Here is a 17,846-nt window from a genome sequence, read left to right on the forward strand (position 1 = left end):
TAGTAGTTTGTCACTTGAATAAATTCTTTTACATACCGAAATCTGTTTTTCGGCTCCAGTTAATCTGTTGCTTCATTTTGCTTTGTATTACCTCGGTTCAAGGGCAGGTCAATACAGTTGGTAAAGATTTTTGGTTAGGATTTACAGAAAACGAATTTATCCCAGGCCACTCTCTTGAAATATGGATTAACGCCGAAGAAAGAGCCAATGTGACTATTCTAAATCCGGGTGGTGATTTCCTAAATCAAAAAGTGGTACAACCTGGTAGAAATAGCCTAGTGATTCTTCCTAGTGAATTAATGGCTTCACTTGCCGGTAAAAATGATTTTGGAATACACGTTACTTCCGATACCGACATCTCCGTATACGCCATGAACAAACGTTCGGCAAGTATAGATGCTACCGCTGTATTGCCTACTGACGCTTTAGATACCGAATATTACGCCATTGCTCATGTAAAGACCGATACGATAAGCAATGACGCAGGCGAATCAAACATTGTTATTGTAGCCACAGAGAATGCGACTGAAATTATAGTCGTTCCTTCTGTAGATACATCTGAAGGATGGCTAGCAGGGGAGACACAGACCTTCACCTTAGATGCAGGCGAAACATATCATGTAAAATCTGTAGATGACTTAACAGGTACACTAGTTCGTTCCATCGTAGGATCTGATAGAATTTGTAAGAAGATTGCGGTTTTTTCAGGTAATAAATCGACCAATGTGGGGGATTGTGGCCCTACAAAAGATCACTTGATGGAACAAATGCCACCTGTTTCAGCATGGGGTAGAGAATTTCTTTACGTACCATTTCAAAGTAGAAGTGGAGGCGATTTATTTAAAGTATTAGCCGGTACCGATGGTACAAGAGTCAATATTGAAGGAATTGGTACTATTGATTTAGATGCTGGAGAATATCATGTCATTGAAACTTTAGAAGGCATAAGAACCATTTCTTCAAATGAGCCAATAAGTATGGCCCAGTTTAGTAGAAGCCAAGCCTGTGACGGAATACCTTCAGACCCCTTCATGATTGTATTAGCACCCACAGCACAAGGGATTAATGAAGTAAATTTTAGTGCCCTGCCTACATTTAGGTCGACTACACATTATATGACCCTTGTCACTACCAGCGATAATCTTCGAAACATCGTTTTTGATGGCGTCGATATTACGAGCGAATTTACCATCAAAGGAAATGCAGCATATGCCAATTTGGTTTATCAGCAAGGAAACCACAGACTGACCGCCGAAAATGGAGTGCTTCCTTATTTGTACTCCTTTGGAGAGGAAGAATCCTTTGGCTATTTGGCTGGTTCGAGTCTGGGGAACTTAGATTTAGTTCAGATAGCCGAAAGCCTCGAAATTGAGAATGACAATCAAGTTTGTGTGAACCTACCGACCAATTTTGCTGCCTTATTTGATGTCATTCCAGGACAAGATCCTGTTTTCGATACGTTCCAATGGGATTTTGGTGATGGTACGCTAGGGTTGGAGCAAAATGCAGTTCATACCTATACGCAAGCAGGAGAATATGAGATTGCATTAACCGCCTCAAGTGGACGCAGTCTCTGTAATAATGCGGTAACCATTACAAAAATGATCACTGTTAGAGAATTAGCAATTAACGAATTTGTTGGTCCTTTATCAGTTTGCCCAGAAGTCACCGATATTATTTATAGCGTAGATGGACCAGCGGGTAACACTTATGAATGGTTTATTGAAGGCGGAACCATTACTTCCGGAGGTAATTCTGGCAGCATTACTGTAGACTGGGGCATAGCCAATGACAGCGCATTCATAAAAGTACTGCCGATCAACCTCGATCAGTGTAATACAGACACACTTTCTTTCGATGTTAAGATAAATACGGCATTGGAACCAGCATTACCAATGAGCGATGGAAACGATCCGAATGGTATCTGTTTTGGTGATTTTGATAATGTAACCTATTCCGTTAACCAAACAGCGGGATCTGAATATGAGTGGTTTGTAGATAGTCATGGAGAAATAATAGGAAGCAATCTTGGTAATTCAGTCAATATCCGATGGTCAGGCCCAGGAATTGGTCGCGTTTGGTATCGAGAATTTAACCCCCTGATCTCGAGTTGTGAAGGCTTTTCCGAGCAGCTTGTTGTCACCATACACGAACCAATTGTGGCCACCCCAACCATATCAGATGTTTTATGCCATGGCGAATCCAACGGAACCATCACCTTAGATATTTCTGGAGGGCAACCGGGAGATTACAAGGTGATTTGGGATAATGGAATGACGGGTGTAAGCATAGGCGATTTACCCATCGGCACATATGTAGCCACAATCACCGATGAGATCGGCTGTGAATTAGTTCAGTCCTTTGAAGTAAATCAACCCGAGGTTTTAGAAATTATCGACGCAGAATCAAATTCGACCTTGTGTTTTCAAGACAATACCGGAATAGCTGAAATAATGGCAGTTGGTGGTGTGCCGTTTCCCGATGGAGAATACAGGTACTTGTGGGAAGGCAATGGTACTATTAGGACAACTGATACCAGGCAAATAAGCGGTTTGCGAGGAGGTACATATACCGTAACTGTGATGGATGCCAACAATTGTGAAGTAAGTACAAGTGTTACCATCGATCAACCACCACTACTTGAGGCAGATTTAGCCACGCTATTGAACCCAGCCGTATGTCCTCAAGAAACCAATGGAACGGCTTTTATAGGCGCCAAAGGAGGCACCCCAAATTACCAGTTCTTTTGGAGTAATAACCCGAGTGTGGATGATCAAAGCACCTCTGGACTAGGTAAAGGGAGCTATACTGTCAGAATAGTGGATGCCAATGGTTGTGAAGCCTCTTTGAATGTAAACGTCGCAGAGAGGTTTCCAAAAGTGGTTTTACCGAATGCCTTTAGCCCAAACAACGATGGGGTGAATGATACTTTTAATGCCGTTACCGATTGTACCTTACCTTATTCCATGCAAGTCTATAATAAATGGGGTACAATTGTTTTTTCCAGTAATGATATTGGCTCAGGTTGGGATGGTCGTTTTGAAGGCCAAGAAGCACCTGCCGGTCTTTATTCTTACATCGTTTTCTATTCCGTTTCAATCAACGACAAGACATTTGAAGAAACCTACCGTGGTACCTTCAAGTTAATCCGATAATCTACTTCACTTTTCTGGCGCATTCACTAATTTGGACCTTAGTCTAACATTACAAAGTTGTCGCTTACAGTATATAAATCATCTGCCGGTTCTGGAAAGACTTTTACCCTTGTAAAAGAATACCTAAAGTTGGTGCTGCTTTCCCCAAGAGACTTTAGAAATATCTTGGCGATTACTTTTACCAATAAGGCTACTGAGGAAATGAAACGTCGGATACTCGCTTCGCTTTTAGCCATCGCTGAAGGGAAAGAGGAGGCCATGTTTGATACTTTAAAAGTAGAATTAGCCGACGAACTAGATGAAAAAGGCATTCAAGCTAGAGCAAACGAGGCTTATGAGCTAATCATTCATAATTACGGACGTTTCGAAATATCAACCATCGATAGTTTCTTCTCCAAAGTACTCAGATCGTTTGCCCGCGAGCTCGACTTACCGATGAGTTATGAATTGGAAATGAATACCAGTTTAGCCTTAAATGAGTCCATAGATCAATTATTCAGGAGTTTAGACGATAACAAGCAAGTTAGAGATTGGTTAGTGTCATTTGCCAATGAGCAAATGGAGAATGATAAGTCTTGGAATGTCGATCAGAACATGGCCAAGTTGGGAAAAAGCCTTTTTTCTGAAGCCTTTCAAGCCGGTTTTAAGACCGTCGATCTCGATTTAGACAAACTCAAGAAAATGATCGTCACCATGGTGAAAACGGTCAAAACCTATGAGAATGAATTAAAAGGCTATGGCAATGAGGCCTTAGACCTTATTTCAGCAAGTGGACTTACCGTTGCAGACTTCAAAGGCGGATCAAGAAGCGTAGCGAATACCTTTAAGAAGATAGCCTCAGGAAATTTCGAGCTATCGGCAACATTTTTAAAGGCCGTAAACGGAGAAGATACTTGGTACACCAAAACATCGGATAAGGCAGATCAAATTGAAGAATTCGTTTCAGGGCGATTTGGTGATGTGGCAAGGGGTATAGTTCAGTATATAGACGAGTATCAGGTGGAATACAATACCGCAAGAACACTTGTAAAGAACATGTTTTCTTACGGCCTTTTGGAAGAACTTAATAAGCACTTGAAAAACTATAGAGATGAACATAATGTGATGCTTATCTCAGACAATAACCTCATCCTAAGAGATATTCTAGATCAAGCCGATGCTCCGTTTATATTCGAAAAACTAGGGAGCTATTTCAAGCATATCATGATAGACGAGTTTCAGGATACCTCCAATTTCCAATGGAGTAACCTAAAGCCGCTGGTTATTAATGCCCTTTCAGAAGATAATAATGTACTCATCGTTGGCGATGTAAAACAATCAATTTACCGGTTTAGAGGGGGGAATATGAACTTGCTCTTATCTGAATTAGAATATGATCTTGGTGCTTTTTTTACTGCATTATCCAATCAGAACCTTAAGGACAATTACCGAAGCTTAAAACAAGTAGTAGCCTTCAATAATCAGGTATTCGACCAGTTGCCCGCCCTAATAGGAGCACATGAAAACATAACTGATGCTGAGGTTTTTGAAAAAGCTTACCATGAGCATCAACAAACAGCAAAGGGCAAAGCGGGTGGCTATGTTCGGGTGCGTTTCTATGAGAAAAATGAAAACCCTTGGAAGGAAGCCGCTTTAAACGATCTAGTTAAAACGATTAAGGAGAATCAAGCACAAGGCTTCGAACTGAGCGATATGCTCATACTAGTCAACGCTAATGGTGAAATTCCTAGCATTGCCAATGCTTTACTGAGTGAACATATCACCTTTATCAACGGGGAATCACTTAAAATCACACAGAGCAAGCTGGTTCAGTTTGTCTTAGAAGTATTCAGGTATCTGCAATCAGATTTTGATGAAATACTTTTGATGAATTTAATTACGCTGTATCATCAATTAAGCGCTGAAGATCACCAGGCAGTATTCTTAAGAGGAAAAAACAACCGAATGACGCTAGCAGAAGCCGGTTTCCCGAAATCCTTTTTAGAACAAAAACACCACCTAAAACAACAGTCGCTATTCGATTTAGTTAGTGAAGTATTGCTGATTTTCAATTTCACAGACCACGGCGATGTTTATATACAGCAGTTCCTCGATGTCGTTTTGGAACAAACCCAAAAAGGAATCAATGCCATCAATACCTTTATGGAATGGTGGGACAATGAAGGCCATGAAACTACCGTTTCAGCAAACGAAAAGAATAATGCAGTGCGCATTATGTCTATTCACAAGTCAAAAGGATTGGAAGCACCGATTGTTTTCATTCCTTTCACCCATTGGAGTATTATTCCACCCGTGCGACATCAGTTCTGGACGACCGATTTACCAGAAGTTTATCAATCCTTAAAATTCGTACCACTCGATTATTCCAAGCGATCATTAGCCAATTCTCATTTTGCTGATGAATTTCATAAAGAATCAGCAGCGTTCGCCTTGGACGTACTCAATAAAACCTATGTAGCCTTTACTCGGCCGAAGGAGAAGCTATATATCGGCGCGCCAAATGGGGCATCTAAATCAAAGAATCCATCGCTATCCTCCATTCAATCATTGCTTTGGAAGTTAATGCCAAATACCGAAGCAAAAGAGCTAGCAAATTCCGAATACATCGACTTCGAATTTGGCGAAAGTGGTGCTAAAATTGGAAACAGTGAAGTCAGCGCAAAAACGGAAACCGTTAAAGTATACCCCGCCTCATCCTACCTTCAAAAGTTGACGATTAGAAATGATTCTGATCGGTTTTTCATGTTGCAAGAAGGAGATAGCGCTCAAAACATCACTATAGGCAATCAAGTCCATGAGGTTTTATCAGCCATACATACCCAAGATGATTTGGAAATGGTTTTGAAACAGATGCAACAAGCTGGAGAGTTAGATGATAAGGCGGTTAAAGAAGTGTCGATTCGCATAGAAAAGCTCTTTTCAGACCCTGAAATAGCCCCTTGGTTTTCTGATGGCTATGAAGTGCTCAATGAGAAGGAAATCTGGTTTGAAGACAGAATTCACAAACCAGATAGACTCTTAACACAAGGCACAAAAGCCATTGTGATCGACTATAAAAAAGAAAAAGAATCAGATGCACATCATGAGCAAGTACGTCGATATATGCGCGCAATGAAGGCCTTGGGTTATGATCAAGTTGAAGGTCATTTAATATATGTGGAACCTGTAATTGTACGTGTGGTCACCGAGCAAAACGGTTCACCTCAAATGACAATGTTTTAAAATGACACGAAGTTAAATGGAGACTTTTCATCAGGCAGTAGTAGAGCAAATTGACCCAAATGACCTTCGGGACTTAAAGTCGTGCTGCTATGTGTTTCCAACCAAACGTGGAGGTGTCTTTTTTAAACGTGCTTTATTAGATCGCTTTGGAAGTCAAGATTTTATTCTACCCACTATTCTGAGTATTGAAGATTTAGTGCAAGAAATGACCCGATTGACGATAACAGATGAATTGACGCTGTTATTCAATCTTTTTAAAGTCTATCAGAAACGCGACAAAGATTTAACCTTCGATAAGTTTTATGCCTGGGGAAAGGTAATTCTAAAAGACTACGACGAAATAGATCGTTACTTAGCCAATGCCAAGAAGATCTATTCTGCCCTCCAAGATATTAAGGAAATTGACCATGTATTTGGTTATAACGATGAGCTAAGAGACATCATAGAACGGTTTAGAACGCTAACTGAGAAGCAAGAAAAGACGAAACTACTCACAGAGTTTTTAAAGATTTGGAAGGAGGTCGGTAGCGTCTATAGCGAATACCAAGACGTATTGCTTCAGGAAGAAAAAGCCTATGGTGGTATGCTTTACCGGTCTTTAGCCGAAGTACTGAAACACGAAAACTTCGATCATAAGTACAGTCATTATCACATCTGCGGTTTCAATGCGCTGTCTAAAGCGGAAGAAGTAATTTTCGATGTATTGGTGAAAGCCAAAATTGGTACGCTGTATTGGGATGTTGACCATTATTACTTGAATGAGTACATAGAAGAGGCAGGTGATTTTGTAAGGGCTTATGCTAAGAAATGGCCAGAATCGGTTTGGATTAATGCAGATTCATTGCGTCAACCGAAGAAAGTGACCGTTCATGCCGTGCCGCAATTAATGGGGCAGGCACATTTAGCTGCCGATCTTATGTCGGAGGTTGTGGCTCTAGGCGGAAAGCCGGAAGAATCAGCAATTGTACTCGCGGATGAAAAGCTGTTGCTGCCATTGCTATACGCTATTCCACTATCCGATCAGCACGTAAATGTGACAATGGGATACCCCATGAAGTCTACCGTAGTGTATGATTTTGCCCTTTCTTACTTGGAACTTATTCGTCGGGCAAAAGTCACATCAGGAGATACCGTTTTTCATGTTTACGACTTAAGGCCTTTTCTTTCCAATGCCTACACTTCCATTTTTCATGAAGGTATCTATGATGATCTCAATCACTGGTTTGTCCAAGAGAAGAAAAATAAAGTAAGCCTTTCGGCACTTCTAGAACGCATAAAGTCGCCAGAATTAAAAGCCTTACTCAGCGTAAAGCAAGAATGGTCAATGATTAGCGAAGGCTTTAAAACCTATCTGACATCGGTTTTCTATCACTTCAAATCATCAGAGCAGGGTGTCGCCGATCGTGAGTTTATTTACTTTTTCCTCAAGTCTTTAAATCAGTTTAACGATTACCTGAAGAATAGAGAGGGGTTTTCTATACGGCTGATCAAGAAGATTATTCAAGAGCATTTTAGGTCGCTGAAAATTCCTTTTGAAGGCGAACCGGTGAAAGGCTTCCAGATTATGGGTTTTCTAGAAACCCGAACGCTGGATTTTAAGAACGTGATTATTCTTTCTACCAATGAAGGTAAAATTCCGGCAGGCCGAAGCTTGAATTCATACATACCTTATGGCTTAAGGAAGGTATTTGAATTGCCAACTTTTGAAGAGCAAGATGCCATCTATGCCTATCACTTCAAAAGACTTATGCAGCGTGCCGAAAACATTCACTATGTCTACGACAATACCGTAGCGGCCGACTCTTCAGGTGAAGTCAGTCGTTTTGTTTTACAGCAATTACGACGATATAAATCATTACCAAATTATCTGGTAAAAGAGAAGCTCTACGAAGGTATTATCCCGCCACAAGAAGAGAAAAATGAAATCTCAATCGCTAAGAATGCGGCGGTTATGGACATGCTAGATCGGTATGTTGCAGGAAACGAAGAAGGTAAATTTCTTTCTCCAACATCGTTAACGACATACATTACCTGTCCGCTCAAGTTCTATTTTCAATATGTAGCGCGGTATAGCGAACAAGATCAAGTGGAAGAAGACATCGATGCACGGAACCTTGGAATTGTCGTGCACGAAGTATTGGAGAAACTCTATACGCCGCATTTAGACAGAGAAATCGACAGCAGTCAGATTAAGCTCTTGAAAGGCTTAGTTGAAAAGCAGTTGATTGTTTCGCTTGAAGAAAACAAGATCATTCAACCCAATCAGACCTTGACCGGGCGAGATTTGGTGACCAAAAAGGTGATGGAGCAAATGGTGCACAAAGTCCTTGATCTAGATATCCGATTGGCACCTTTTAAAATGGTTGGTTTGGAAAAGAGCGATTATCGATACCAAGTATCGCTGCCTTCAGGTCAAAAAGCAGATATCGGGGGTACCATCGACCGCATGGATGAAAAAGACGGCGTGACCCAAATAATTGATTATAAAACTGGTAAAGTAACGCTAGCTCCCCGAACCAGTCTAAAGTTACCTGCTGATGAATACATAAACACATATTTCGAAAAACCAGCCTTGAAATCGGGGTTTCAAGGGTATTTATATGCGCTTTTAACGCGCGGGCATGTTGCTGAACAAGTTCGAATTGGCATTCTCAGCATGCGTCACTTGAGCCAAGGAACGCAGTGGCTTAGGGCTGGTAATACTGTTTCGGAAGATGTTATTTCCGCTTTTGATAGTCAACTCAAAGAGATGGTGCAAGAAATCTATAACCCTGAGGTTGCATTTACTCAAACCGAAGATGTAGCGCAATGCGAGTACTGTGCTTTCAATAGAGTGTGCAGGCGGGTATAAGTTTTGGGTGAGCAACAAGTCTGTTACTTGCTTTCTATTTCCTGAAAGAGGGGCTAACTTCCTTAAAAACTAATCACTCATACCATGCACATCAATCCGACCACCGAGCAACAACAGCAATTCATGGAAATGCCTGACCTAGGCCCAGTATTCATGATCAATATGCTCAAGTTTAAGACGGATGGACTTCCGAAATACCAAGCTTATATGAAAGCCGTTGCTCCACTAATTGCTGAAGTTGGGGCAGAATTAGTTTGGTCGGGACAACCTCTAGGAGTGTTGATCGGGCCAACGGACGAAACCCTTTGGAATGCAGTTTTGATTGTAAAATATCCGAATAAAATGGCTTTAGCGCAATTGGGAGGCCACCCAGATTATCCTGGGCACTTAAGAACGGATGCACTGGCCGATTCCCGGCTTATCGCGACGACCGAACTCTCGCTTTTATAAAAAAATCCGCCATAATGTCTTGTCAATGGCGGATTTAGATTTTTTATCAGTGACGATACTTATCGCCTTACATCAATCTTAACGGATTCAGTTTTATACTTATCGAACCAAGTCAGTATTGCAGCTACTTTACCGATTAGGTTACTCGGTCTAGCCGCAATGCCATGATAAGCGCCTGGAATTCTCACCATTGCCGTTTCAACGCCTTGCAATTTCAGGGCTGAATAATATTGCTCCGATTCATGGATGGGCGTTCTCAAATCAGATTCACCCGTCAAAAGCATCGTTGGCGTAGTGACATTCCCGACCAAAGAAATAGGAGAGTGCTTCATATACTTTTCAGGGTCTTCCCAAGGCTTTTTGTCGAACCAATAACGAGTCGCAAAGGCCGACATATCAGCATAAAGTGCCCAACTATACCAGTTGATTACAGGTTTAGCGACTACAGCAGCTTTAAAACGGTCAGTTTTACCAATGATCCATGAGGTTAACACACCACCGCCAGAGCCACCAGTAACGAAAAGCTGATTTTCATCTACGTAACCTTTTTTAATCACCTCATCTACGCCTGACATCAGGTCGTCATAATCTTTACTTGGATAGTTTTTATCTATCTGGTTTCCAAAGTCATAGCCATAGCTGGTACTACCACGCGGATTGGTGTACAGGACTACATAGCCAGCTGCAGCCATCAGTTGAATTTCACCTGAGAAAACAGGGCCGTAGCTTGAAAAAGGACCGCCATGAATCTCTAGAATCAGTGGATACTTCTTGTTCGGATCGAAATCTGCTGGTTTAACAATCCAACCATGGATATCTAAACCATCGGCAGATGATTTATACCAAATCTCTTCAACACTGCCCAACTGCTTATAATCCAGCAGGTCTTCGTTCACTTTTGTGATTCTTCTGTTGTTGCCTTTGTTACCCACCCCGAGTTCAGAAGGCTCATACGTTTCAGCCCAAGTGTAGGCATAGTTGCCATTGTCAGCGATAGAATAAGCACCAGAAGTATAAGGTCTGCCCAGAGAAACTCCACCCAAACCATCAGTAATTTCTGTTACTTTTCCCTTGGTGGTGATGTAGCCAATCTTCGTATGTGCTTTATCGGTGTATTGGAAATAAAGCCCTTTGCCATCGGCCGACCAAGTGATATTTCCTACGTCACGATCTAGGTCGCCAGAAACGAGTTTACTGTTTGAACCATCAATGTCTGCGATATAAAGCCTACTGATTTGATAGCCTCTGTATTTATCGTCGAAGCCTAAATAAGCCATTTGCTTACCGTCAGGAGAAATGGTTGGGTTACCGTCTGGTCCATACCGATCGGTCAGTTTCGTAAGCGTTCCGGTAGATAAACTGATGGAATAGATATCGGAATCTGTACCTTCTAATTCTCTGTCTTCGCGCATATTGGCACTGAAGTAAAGGTGCTGACCATCTTTGCCCCAAACGGCTCCACCATGATTGAAAGGCGCATCTGTTAACTGTCTTGGTGTGCCGCCAGAAACTGGTACGGTAAAAAGCTGCTGATTACCTTGAGGTAACTCACCAACACCATCTTGTCTCCAACTTAGGTCATCGACGTATTTTGGTGGTGCGTTCCATTTGGCGCCTTTTGGTGCCGCTGGCATTCTAATAGGAGAGGGCTTGGCTTTTGGTACAAACATATTGAAAGCCAAGTGTCTATCATCCGGTGACCAAGTAATGCTGGAGGGCGACTTTTCTGAGTTCACCAATACCATTTCTTCGCCAGAATCCATCCAACGCAGATAGATTTCCGATTTACCCGACTTATTCGAAGCATAAACAATCTTCTGACCGTCGTGAGACCATTTGGGAGATCGATCGTTTTGCTCTCCTGTAGTCAAAGGACGATTTGATGACCCGTCAAAACTCGCGATCCATAGGTTAGAAAGATTTCTGTCCGTCATTACATCCTTAAAATTTCGTACATAGATAACTTTTTGCCCGTCGGGAGAAATCTGAGGATCAGATACATATTCCAAATTGAAAATATCGAGCATTTCCAATTGGTTGGAGACTTGCCCAAATAGGCCGACCGATGAAAAGAGTAGGCAGCCAAATACTAGTCGCTTAAAAGCATTCATAAGGGTTGATGGTTGATGAGGTAAGAAAGATAGTCAAATGAGTTGAGAGAGGGAAGGAGAGATTCTATGGAGATGAGCTTTGCATATGTCTCAACTATGAAAATACAGGTTCATATCCTCATCAAAAAGAGGTTAGTTGGAACATAGTCTCTGAATACTAAGTACAACAAGTCGCCGGAATAGCTCTTGTTAACCTCGTCAATACTTGCGAAGTGAAGTTGTTTGTATTTCTTAGATAATTATCCTGTAATGGGACGTGTTGCCGGATACTTACAATCAAATGGATCAAGGCAAAGAAGCTCATCTCCTGAGTGATTACAAAAATATATGAAGTGGACTAAATCGTCTTTTGAACCTATCCAAATGTCATTATTCCCTTCAAGCCTGTAGTCTTGGTTACCTTTTTGATCTTTAACAATAATGCCATTTTCCAGTAAACTGTATATATTATCGCCGAGCCTCACTGGCATATTATTGTCATTTTCATTCCATTTAAAGAATCGTCTTTCAATAAACATTTCCTTAGGTTTGGTCAAATGTAATACTGATCTGGTAACTTGAATTCAATAATTTTAGCAAAGCCTATTTTGTTCTTCCCTTCATGTATGTGCCATTCTCTACCAGGTTTGAGGAATTTTTCGAGCTCCTGATATAAAAGGAATCTAACTGTCACTTTGTATGTTTCCCCCGGTAAAATGATTTTAGGTTCTTCAAATTGAATATCACCGATATAAGCCTTCTCTATGCTACCTTCGTCGTTGTAGTTAAACACGTGATCAGGGCGATATCCACTAAAAATGCCTGTTGACCTTCCTCCTTCATTCTTGTGATGCAGTCTTAATTCAGCACTTACTTTAATCAAATTAGTAGTGCCATCAGAGTCAAGGTCAGTGGTGCTTTTATAAGTATATTTATTGTATGCCATGACATCAAATACCTTAGATTGCCCAGTATTCAACCAACGCTTGTATATAAGTCTTCCGTTTAAATAAAGGTATAGTTCGTTATTATCAGTTATTTCCTTAGTGAACATCTTAACTAAATTCTATTGTTCTAATTATTCAATAAATCAGCAAAAACACCAGATCCGCAATCAAAAGCACTTGAAGCACAAACACCAAAGTGCTCATCTTTATGTTAAATCGGTATCGGATAAAAAAGACTAAAAGTGCCAATAAGGGTAACACTAGTCCCGAAACTATTCTTAACGAATAAGTATGTTCATCTCCAATTCTTGGGACCTTATACCAGTTCACCTCTTGGAATATTCGTGAGACGGAATAGGCGACGAAATCCTGTGGTTTTACAAGGTTGGTAAAGGCTTCTTTTACCGGAAAAGTATGTTTGGTCGTCTCAATTTGATAGGAGTAATGGAAGTTGCCTGCCGCATTATTATAGTCTTCACGAGATTTATTAATACTGACTATTTCATTCATTTCAACTTTGCCTGGAAGCGCTAAATCAACTAAAATCACCAAGGCTAGGAGGGTGAAAATTCCTGTTATGGTTAATTGAAGTTTATTCTGGTTTTTAGTCATTTGCTACTTTATAATCTCTTTTTCCACAAGAGATACTCTTTTAAGAGTTCTGGAGCTTCTTCTGTAAGCGTTTGCCAATTGGAAGTAATTAGCTCACTGAGTTCGGCTGCTAACTTAGGAGAATTGATCCAAAAGGTTTCTTCTGACATTAATACGACTTTGAGTAAATCACCACAATAATAGTCACCCTCTGCAAGAATATTGATGCTGAGTTCTTCAAGTGCTAAAGGGATTAAAAATTTCAAGCCGTTATTCTGGCTTATCATTATCCTTAAATCTTCAATTTTAAATTCATTGAGAGGTGTTTTTCATCTCTATTCCAATACTTAGCAATAAAGCATCATATTGTTCATTATCTTTTTCTTTGATTTTATCTAAAATGAATTTTGCTGTTTTTTTCATTTCAGGAATATCTATAGGGGTCATACTTCTTTCAAACAACCCTTCCAAATGCGAGAATTCATTATTGATTCTATCTGTCATTGTTGAAGCTTGTCTATTGTTTCCAAAAAACTTTGTGAGTTTTTCGATATCCTTACTAGCATTAGGATATTTGTAATATAGAAAAGCTTCTAAAAATTTTCGCGCGTTATTTCCGAAGTTATAATATAAATTGTGTTGATTTTCATCTTCAGCATCTACAATCGAACACTTGTAAATTTGATGGAAAAGAAAATTAAACTCTGTTACATAATCTTTCAAATAACTAGGCATTATATTAATCTTGCTGATTTCATTTTCCCTAGAAATTAGAAAGTAGCTACACTGATTTTTATTCAAAGCACTTGGCAGTCGTTTCAAGTATTTCAGGAAATCAAGACTGTGCGTAGAAATGAATATTTGCTCAAATTCATGTTTTGAAAAGATTTCGGCGTTAATTAGGCTGTAAACAAAAAATATATGATTACTATCCAAACTTGAAATTGGGTCATCAATCCAAATAATTGGTTTACTACCTTTCGTTTCGACATCTTCAAGCTTTGCCATAAAATAACAAAACGCAATAAGACTACTTTCGCCCTCACTTAGATGATGGGCTTTGATACCATTTCGAACAATTTCAAATTTTATTTTTTTACTTCCAAAATCATCGGTTTCTTCTAAAGCTTGTAGTGATAGAAAGTCGTGTCCGAAAAAATTATTGAGATACTCATTTACTTTTAATGCCCCTTTTTCTTCGTCCTTCATCAAACTTTCTTTATCCTCAATTTGAGAAATCAGCTGTTTGATTTTTTCCTCTACAACTTGTTTGTTTTGTGTTTCAACATCAGAAGCCGCTTTCAAAGATTGAATGTTTGCTGTTATAAAGCCATATTGAATGTTGGTTGTAAAGTCACTGACTTCCCTTAATCTCAATAATCTTTTCGCTTTTGTTTGTTCTGAACCTAAAGAATTACTGTATTCGTTTGCTTGTGTTCTGAGGGTTTCAAACGATGTCCAATAATCTTCAAGTTGTTGACTATAATCTGTGATATCATTATAGATTTTTGGATTGAGCAAATCATCTTTACGATCCTGAAGTTTTTCTATGACTATATTTAATTCAATTTTTAAGTTATTAATAGTGTGTTGCCTATTTGTGATCAAAGTGTCCAAGACTGAATGAAACTTTGAATAAAACATATTTTTGTTTATTTGAAGCTCTGAGTCAATATTCTGAATTGAATTTTTGGTTTCAGAAATTAATAAATCAATTTTCTTTTCTAATTTTTCAGATTCTTTATCAAAATGGCTATCTAGTTCTTTCCATCTCTCTTGTGATATATGGTTTCCACAAAATGAACATTGTTCATATTTATCTTTGTGTAGTTGACGACCTTCTTTCACCCAACGATTGAGAATAGCATCTTTTAAAAGCTCATCAATTTTATCGGAACTGCTGATTGGCTTTGTTATAAGTTCTTTTGCCTTTAAATTAAGTGTTTCTATATACAAATTTGGTTTCGATATTTCTGGAATATCCGGATTTGCTCTCTCTTGGAGCAAATTAAGTTTTTGGGTTACTTCATCATCAGTTAAGGGCTGAAAAGAGGCTTCTAAAACAGTTTCAATGTCTTTTTTTAACTTGTTAATATTGTAGTTTTGGTCACCATATTTCTCAGATTTATACTTTATTCCGTTAGGGTTGTTAGTTGCTTTAGAACTTAATTGGTCGCTCAAAGATTTATTTGCTTTTTGAAATGCTTGCAATGCAGTTTTAGCCATTTCAGAAGCATTTTTTAATTCAAGATAAAATCCTGACGCATCGATTTCTTCCTCGATGTTTTCTTTTTTACCTAATTCGTTTTTTAGTTCTTGAATTTCAGATTCTATTGTAGCATTACCGCCAATTATTGCAAATGGTGCAATGCCTTCATCTGGATTTACGATAAAACGAAGATTCGCTTTAACAAAGTCTTCGTTAAAAACTCTGATTTTTTTCCCATGTTCAGTTAAATTGTTAGGTGTGCTATCTGCAACACCTGTGATATTGACTTCAAATTGAGGGTTCTCATACTTGTCGGATAAGTTGCCAGTTTCTAGTGCTCTAACAATACGCGAAAGAGTAGTTTTTCCCGAGTAATTTCTCCCATAAAAAATATTGATTGGTTTAAAGAGAACAACATTATTTCCTTTATCGCGAATGGTTGAATTCCAATCAAAATTTTGAAATACGGCAAGGTTATTTATCCTCTTAAACTTTTTGATCATCTATTTTATATCGTTCTAGTCACATTGCCACAGCCTTGTGTATCAGTCAACACTATGCATGATACATTTTCGCTAATTATTTTTTATGATTTCTAGCCAATCCTGACCTACTATCAGCACATTTTTTTCTTTTAGAAAAGCACAGGGAATAAAAAGGGTTGTGTGTTTATCTTTCTTTAAGAAAAGAAAATATCGGTATAATCACAAGTGACTGGGTCCGATAGGTAAGGTCGGGTGATAGGAGGTAAGGAACTCATCCGAAACCCTATGGTTAGCCTCATTGCTAACTAATTCCCCTCCATCTTTCCATAGAAAATGATTAATCCGTACTTTTCGGCGTCATGGAAAAATCAGTTTGTCAAGAGGAGACCTATAATGCCTTATACCATGAGCATTTTCAGTCTGTTCGAAACTATGTCTACTACAAATGTGGTGATATGGATCAGGCACAGGACATAGCACAGGAAAGCTTTATTAGGCTATGGCAAAAGTGTGCTGAGGTCATCTTTGAAAAGGTAATCGGTTTTGTCCATACGGTCGCCAATCGACTCTTTCTAGATAAAGTGAGATCAGATAAAGTTTCTCTCAAATTCGAGAAGAATCAAATGCCCCAACAGAATACAGAAGACCCTTTCTATCAATTAAGAACAAAAGAATTTCAGTCCCAGATAGAACAAGCTATTTCCGAATTACCTGAAGGTCAGCGCGAAGTGTTTTTACTCAATAGAGTAGATAAACATACTTATAAGGAGATTGCCACCATGTTGGGAGTAAGCCAAACCGCTATAGAAAAGCGCATGACCAAGGCATTGATCAAGCTAAAAGACAAGATCGAAGAATTTAAAAGTTATAATATTTAAGAAGGGGGTTGGGTAAACTAAACGCCCTCTCGTTTTATAAGCAGTGAGCAAGCAACTTGAAAATAAAGAATTTATTGCCCGATGGCTGAGTGGCGACTTGAGCGAGGAAGAGAAAGCATCTGTCAATGAAACTGAACTCCAAAACCTCAAGACGGTATTGGATGATGTCGATAATTGGTCTCTACCCAAGGCCGACACCCACGAAAGTCTTAAAGCCCTCAAGGGTCAATTGGTACGGCCAAAGCCAGCGGCTAAAGTGATCAGCTTTAGGCCGTTGCTGCGTTATGCTGCTACCATTGCCCTCATTGCCGCCGCATGGTTTATCTACGACACCACTATCAGCGATGGCATGGTAAACCTGAAAACAGGTTTAGCAGCTACCTTGGCCCATGAGTTACCCGATGGTTCTGATATCACCCTTGGGGCCGTTACCGAAGTAAACTATTCGGAAGAATCTTGGAATGAGGCACGGACCTTAGACCTTGACGGTCAGGCCTATTTCGATGTGGAAAAAGGCGCCACATTTACCGTTGAAACACCATTGGGCAATGTGAAAGTGCTTGGTACCGAATTCGATGTCCAGAATTTAGATGATTTGTTCGCCGTCAACTGTTTTGAAGGCAGCGTAGCCGTTACTTTTAACGACCAAAGAGAAGTATTAAAACCTGGAGAAGGCCTCTTATATGAGGGTGGTGCTTTGAGGAAAGTTGAATTCAACGACGCATCACCAACTTGGACAGCAGGCATGAGCGTTTACGATGCAGTCAGTCTTGTAACGGTGGTGGAAGACCTTAAGCGTTACTACAATGTCGAAATTGACCTGCCCACTGAAAATGCCGACAAAGTGTTTGATGGTAGCTTTTCACACGGCAATCTCGAAAGCGCCTTGCGTTCTATTTTCTTGACATTAGAAATAGACTATACCTTAAGTGAAGACGGAAAAGTTATCTTTGAATAAATTTCGTTTT

Annotated in this window: 12 protein-coding genes; 6 read left to right on the plus strand and 6 right to left on the minus strand. The window is 39.7% G+C overall.

What is annotated here, in order from left to right:
- The first annotated feature begins 77 nt into the window (after positions 1-77).
- The 4 genes from JXQ92_RS17460 (at position 78) to JXQ92_RS17475 (ending at position 9,678) form a co-directional block, all read left to right on the plus strand.
- Positions 78-3,155: a gliding motility-associated C-terminal domain-containing protein gene (locus tag JXQ92_RS17460; RefSeq protein ID WP_421987931.1), complete on the plus strand. Its 3,078-nt coding sequence runs from the start codon at positions 78-80 to the stop codon at positions 3,153-3,155.
- 57 nt (positions 3,156-3,212) lie between these two features.
- The gene (locus tag JXQ92_RS17465) at positions 3,213-6,377 is read left to right on the plus strand and encodes a UvrD-helicase domain-containing protein (RefSeq protein ID WP_421987932.1); all 3,165 of its coding nucleotides are present in this window, start codon (positions 3,213-3,215) and stop codon (positions 6,375-6,377) included.
- Positions 6,378-6,393: 16 nt separating this feature from the next.
- Complete coding sequence (locus JXQ92_RS17470; protein WP_421987933.1) at positions 6,394-9,228, plus strand: PD-(D/E)XK nuclease family protein; 2,835 nt, start codon at positions 6,394-6,396, stop codon at positions 9,226-9,228.
- 84 nt (positions 9,229-9,312) lie between these two features.
- Positions 9,313-9,678 (plus strand): hypothetical protein, encoded by a 366-nt coding sequence (locus tag JXQ92_RS17475; protein ID WP_421987934.1) that lies wholly within the window; start codon positions 9,313-9,315, stop codon positions 9,676-9,678.
- 59 nt (positions 9,679-9,737) lie between these two features.
- Here JXQ92_RS17475 and JXQ92_RS17480 read toward each other — a convergent pair whose 3' ends face one another.
- The 6 genes from JXQ92_RS17480 to JXQ92_RS17505 form a co-directional block, all read right to left on the minus strand.
- The gene (locus tag JXQ92_RS17480; protein ID WP_421987935.1) at positions 9,738-11,789 is read right to left on the minus strand and encodes a S9 family peptidase; all 2,052 of its coding nucleotides are present in this window, start codon (positions 11,787-11,789) and stop codon (positions 9,738-9,740) included.
- A gap of 239 nt (positions 11,790-12,028) precedes the next feature.
- Complete coding sequence (locus JXQ92_RS17485; protein WP_421987936.1) at positions 12,029-12,307, minus strand: hypothetical protein; 279 nt, start codon at positions 12,305-12,307, stop codon at positions 12,029-12,031.
- Positions 12,308-12,321: 14 nt separating this feature from the next.
- Positions 12,322-12,822, minus strand: a complete 501-nt coding sequence (locus tag JXQ92_RS17490; protein WP_421987937.1) for a hypothetical protein — start codon at positions 12,820-12,822, stop codon at positions 12,322-12,324.
- Positions 12,823-12,850: 28 nt separating this feature from the next.
- A complete protein-coding gene (locus JXQ92_RS17495; protein ID WP_421987938.1) occupies positions 12,851-13,327 on the minus strand; it encodes a hypothetical protein in 477 nt (158 codons plus the stop codon).
- Positions 13,328-13,335: 8 nt separating this feature from the next.
- Positions 13,336-13,572, minus strand: coding sequence for a contact-dependent growth inhibition system immunity protein (locus JXQ92_RS17500; RefSeq protein WP_421987939.1), 237 nt, complete (start codon positions 13,570-13,572; stop codon positions 13,336-13,338).
- Between the two features lie 46 nt (positions 13,573-13,618).
- Positions 13,619-16,018 carry an AAA family ATPase gene (locus JXQ92_RS17505; RefSeq protein WP_421987940.1) on the minus strand — a complete coding sequence of 800 codons (2,400 nt, stop codon included), beginning with the start codon at positions 16,016-16,018 and terminating at the stop codon, positions 13,619-13,621.
- Positions 16,019-16,359: 341 nt separating this feature from the next.
- On the opposite strand from JXQ92_RS17505, the gene JXQ92_RS17510 reads away from it, so the two are divergent.
- Together JXQ92_RS17510 and JXQ92_RS17515 are read left to right on the plus strand one after the other, a co-directional pair.
- Entirely contained in the window at positions 16,360-16,878 is a 519-nt protein-coding gene (locus JXQ92_RS17510; RefSeq protein WP_421987941.1) for an RNA polymerase sigma factor, read from the plus strand.
- 43 nt (positions 16,879-16,921) lie between these two features.
- Positions 16,922-17,836, plus strand: a complete 915-nt coding sequence (locus JXQ92_RS17515; RefSeq protein ID WP_421987942.1) for a FecR family protein — start codon at positions 16,922-16,924, stop codon at positions 17,834-17,836.
- Positions 17,837-17,846: the final 10 nt, after the last annotated feature.

The organism is Roseivirga sp., from assembly GCF_049099775.1.
Classification (GTDB): Bacteria; Bacteroidota; Bacteroidia; order Cytophagales; family Cyclobacteriaceae; genus Roseivirga.

Coding starts and splice junctions, on each gene's coding strand:
- JXQ92_RS17470 (WP_421987933.1), top strand. CDS start 6,394: ATGGAGACTTTTCATCAGGCAGTAGTAGAGCAAATTGACCCAAATGAC.
- JXQ92_RS17475 (WP_421987934.1), top strand. CDS start 9,313: ATGCACATCAATCCGACCACCGAGCAACAACAGCAATTCATGGAAATG.
- JXQ92_RS17480 (WP_421987935.1), bottom strand. CDS start 11,789: ATGAATGCTTTTAAGCGACTAGTATTTGGCTGCCTACTCTTTTCATCG.
- JXQ92_RS17485 (WP_421987936.1), bottom strand. CDS start 12,307: ATGTTTATTGAAAGACGATTCTTTAAATGGAATGAAAATGACAATAAT.
- JXQ92_RS17490 (WP_421987937.1), bottom strand. CDS start 12,822: ATGTTCACTAAGGAAATAACTGATAATAACGAACTATACCTTTATTTA.
- JXQ92_RS17495 (WP_421987938.1), bottom strand. CDS start 13,327: ATGACTAAAAACCAGAATAAACTTCAATTAACCATAACAGGAATTTTC.
- JXQ92_RS17505 (WP_421987940.1), bottom strand. CDS start 16,018: ATGATCAAAAAGTTTAAGAGGATAAATAACCTTGCCGTATTTCAAAAT.
- JXQ92_RS17510 (WP_421987941.1), top strand. CDS start 16,360: ATGGAAAAATCAGTTTGTCAAGAGGAGACCTATAATGCCTTATACCAT.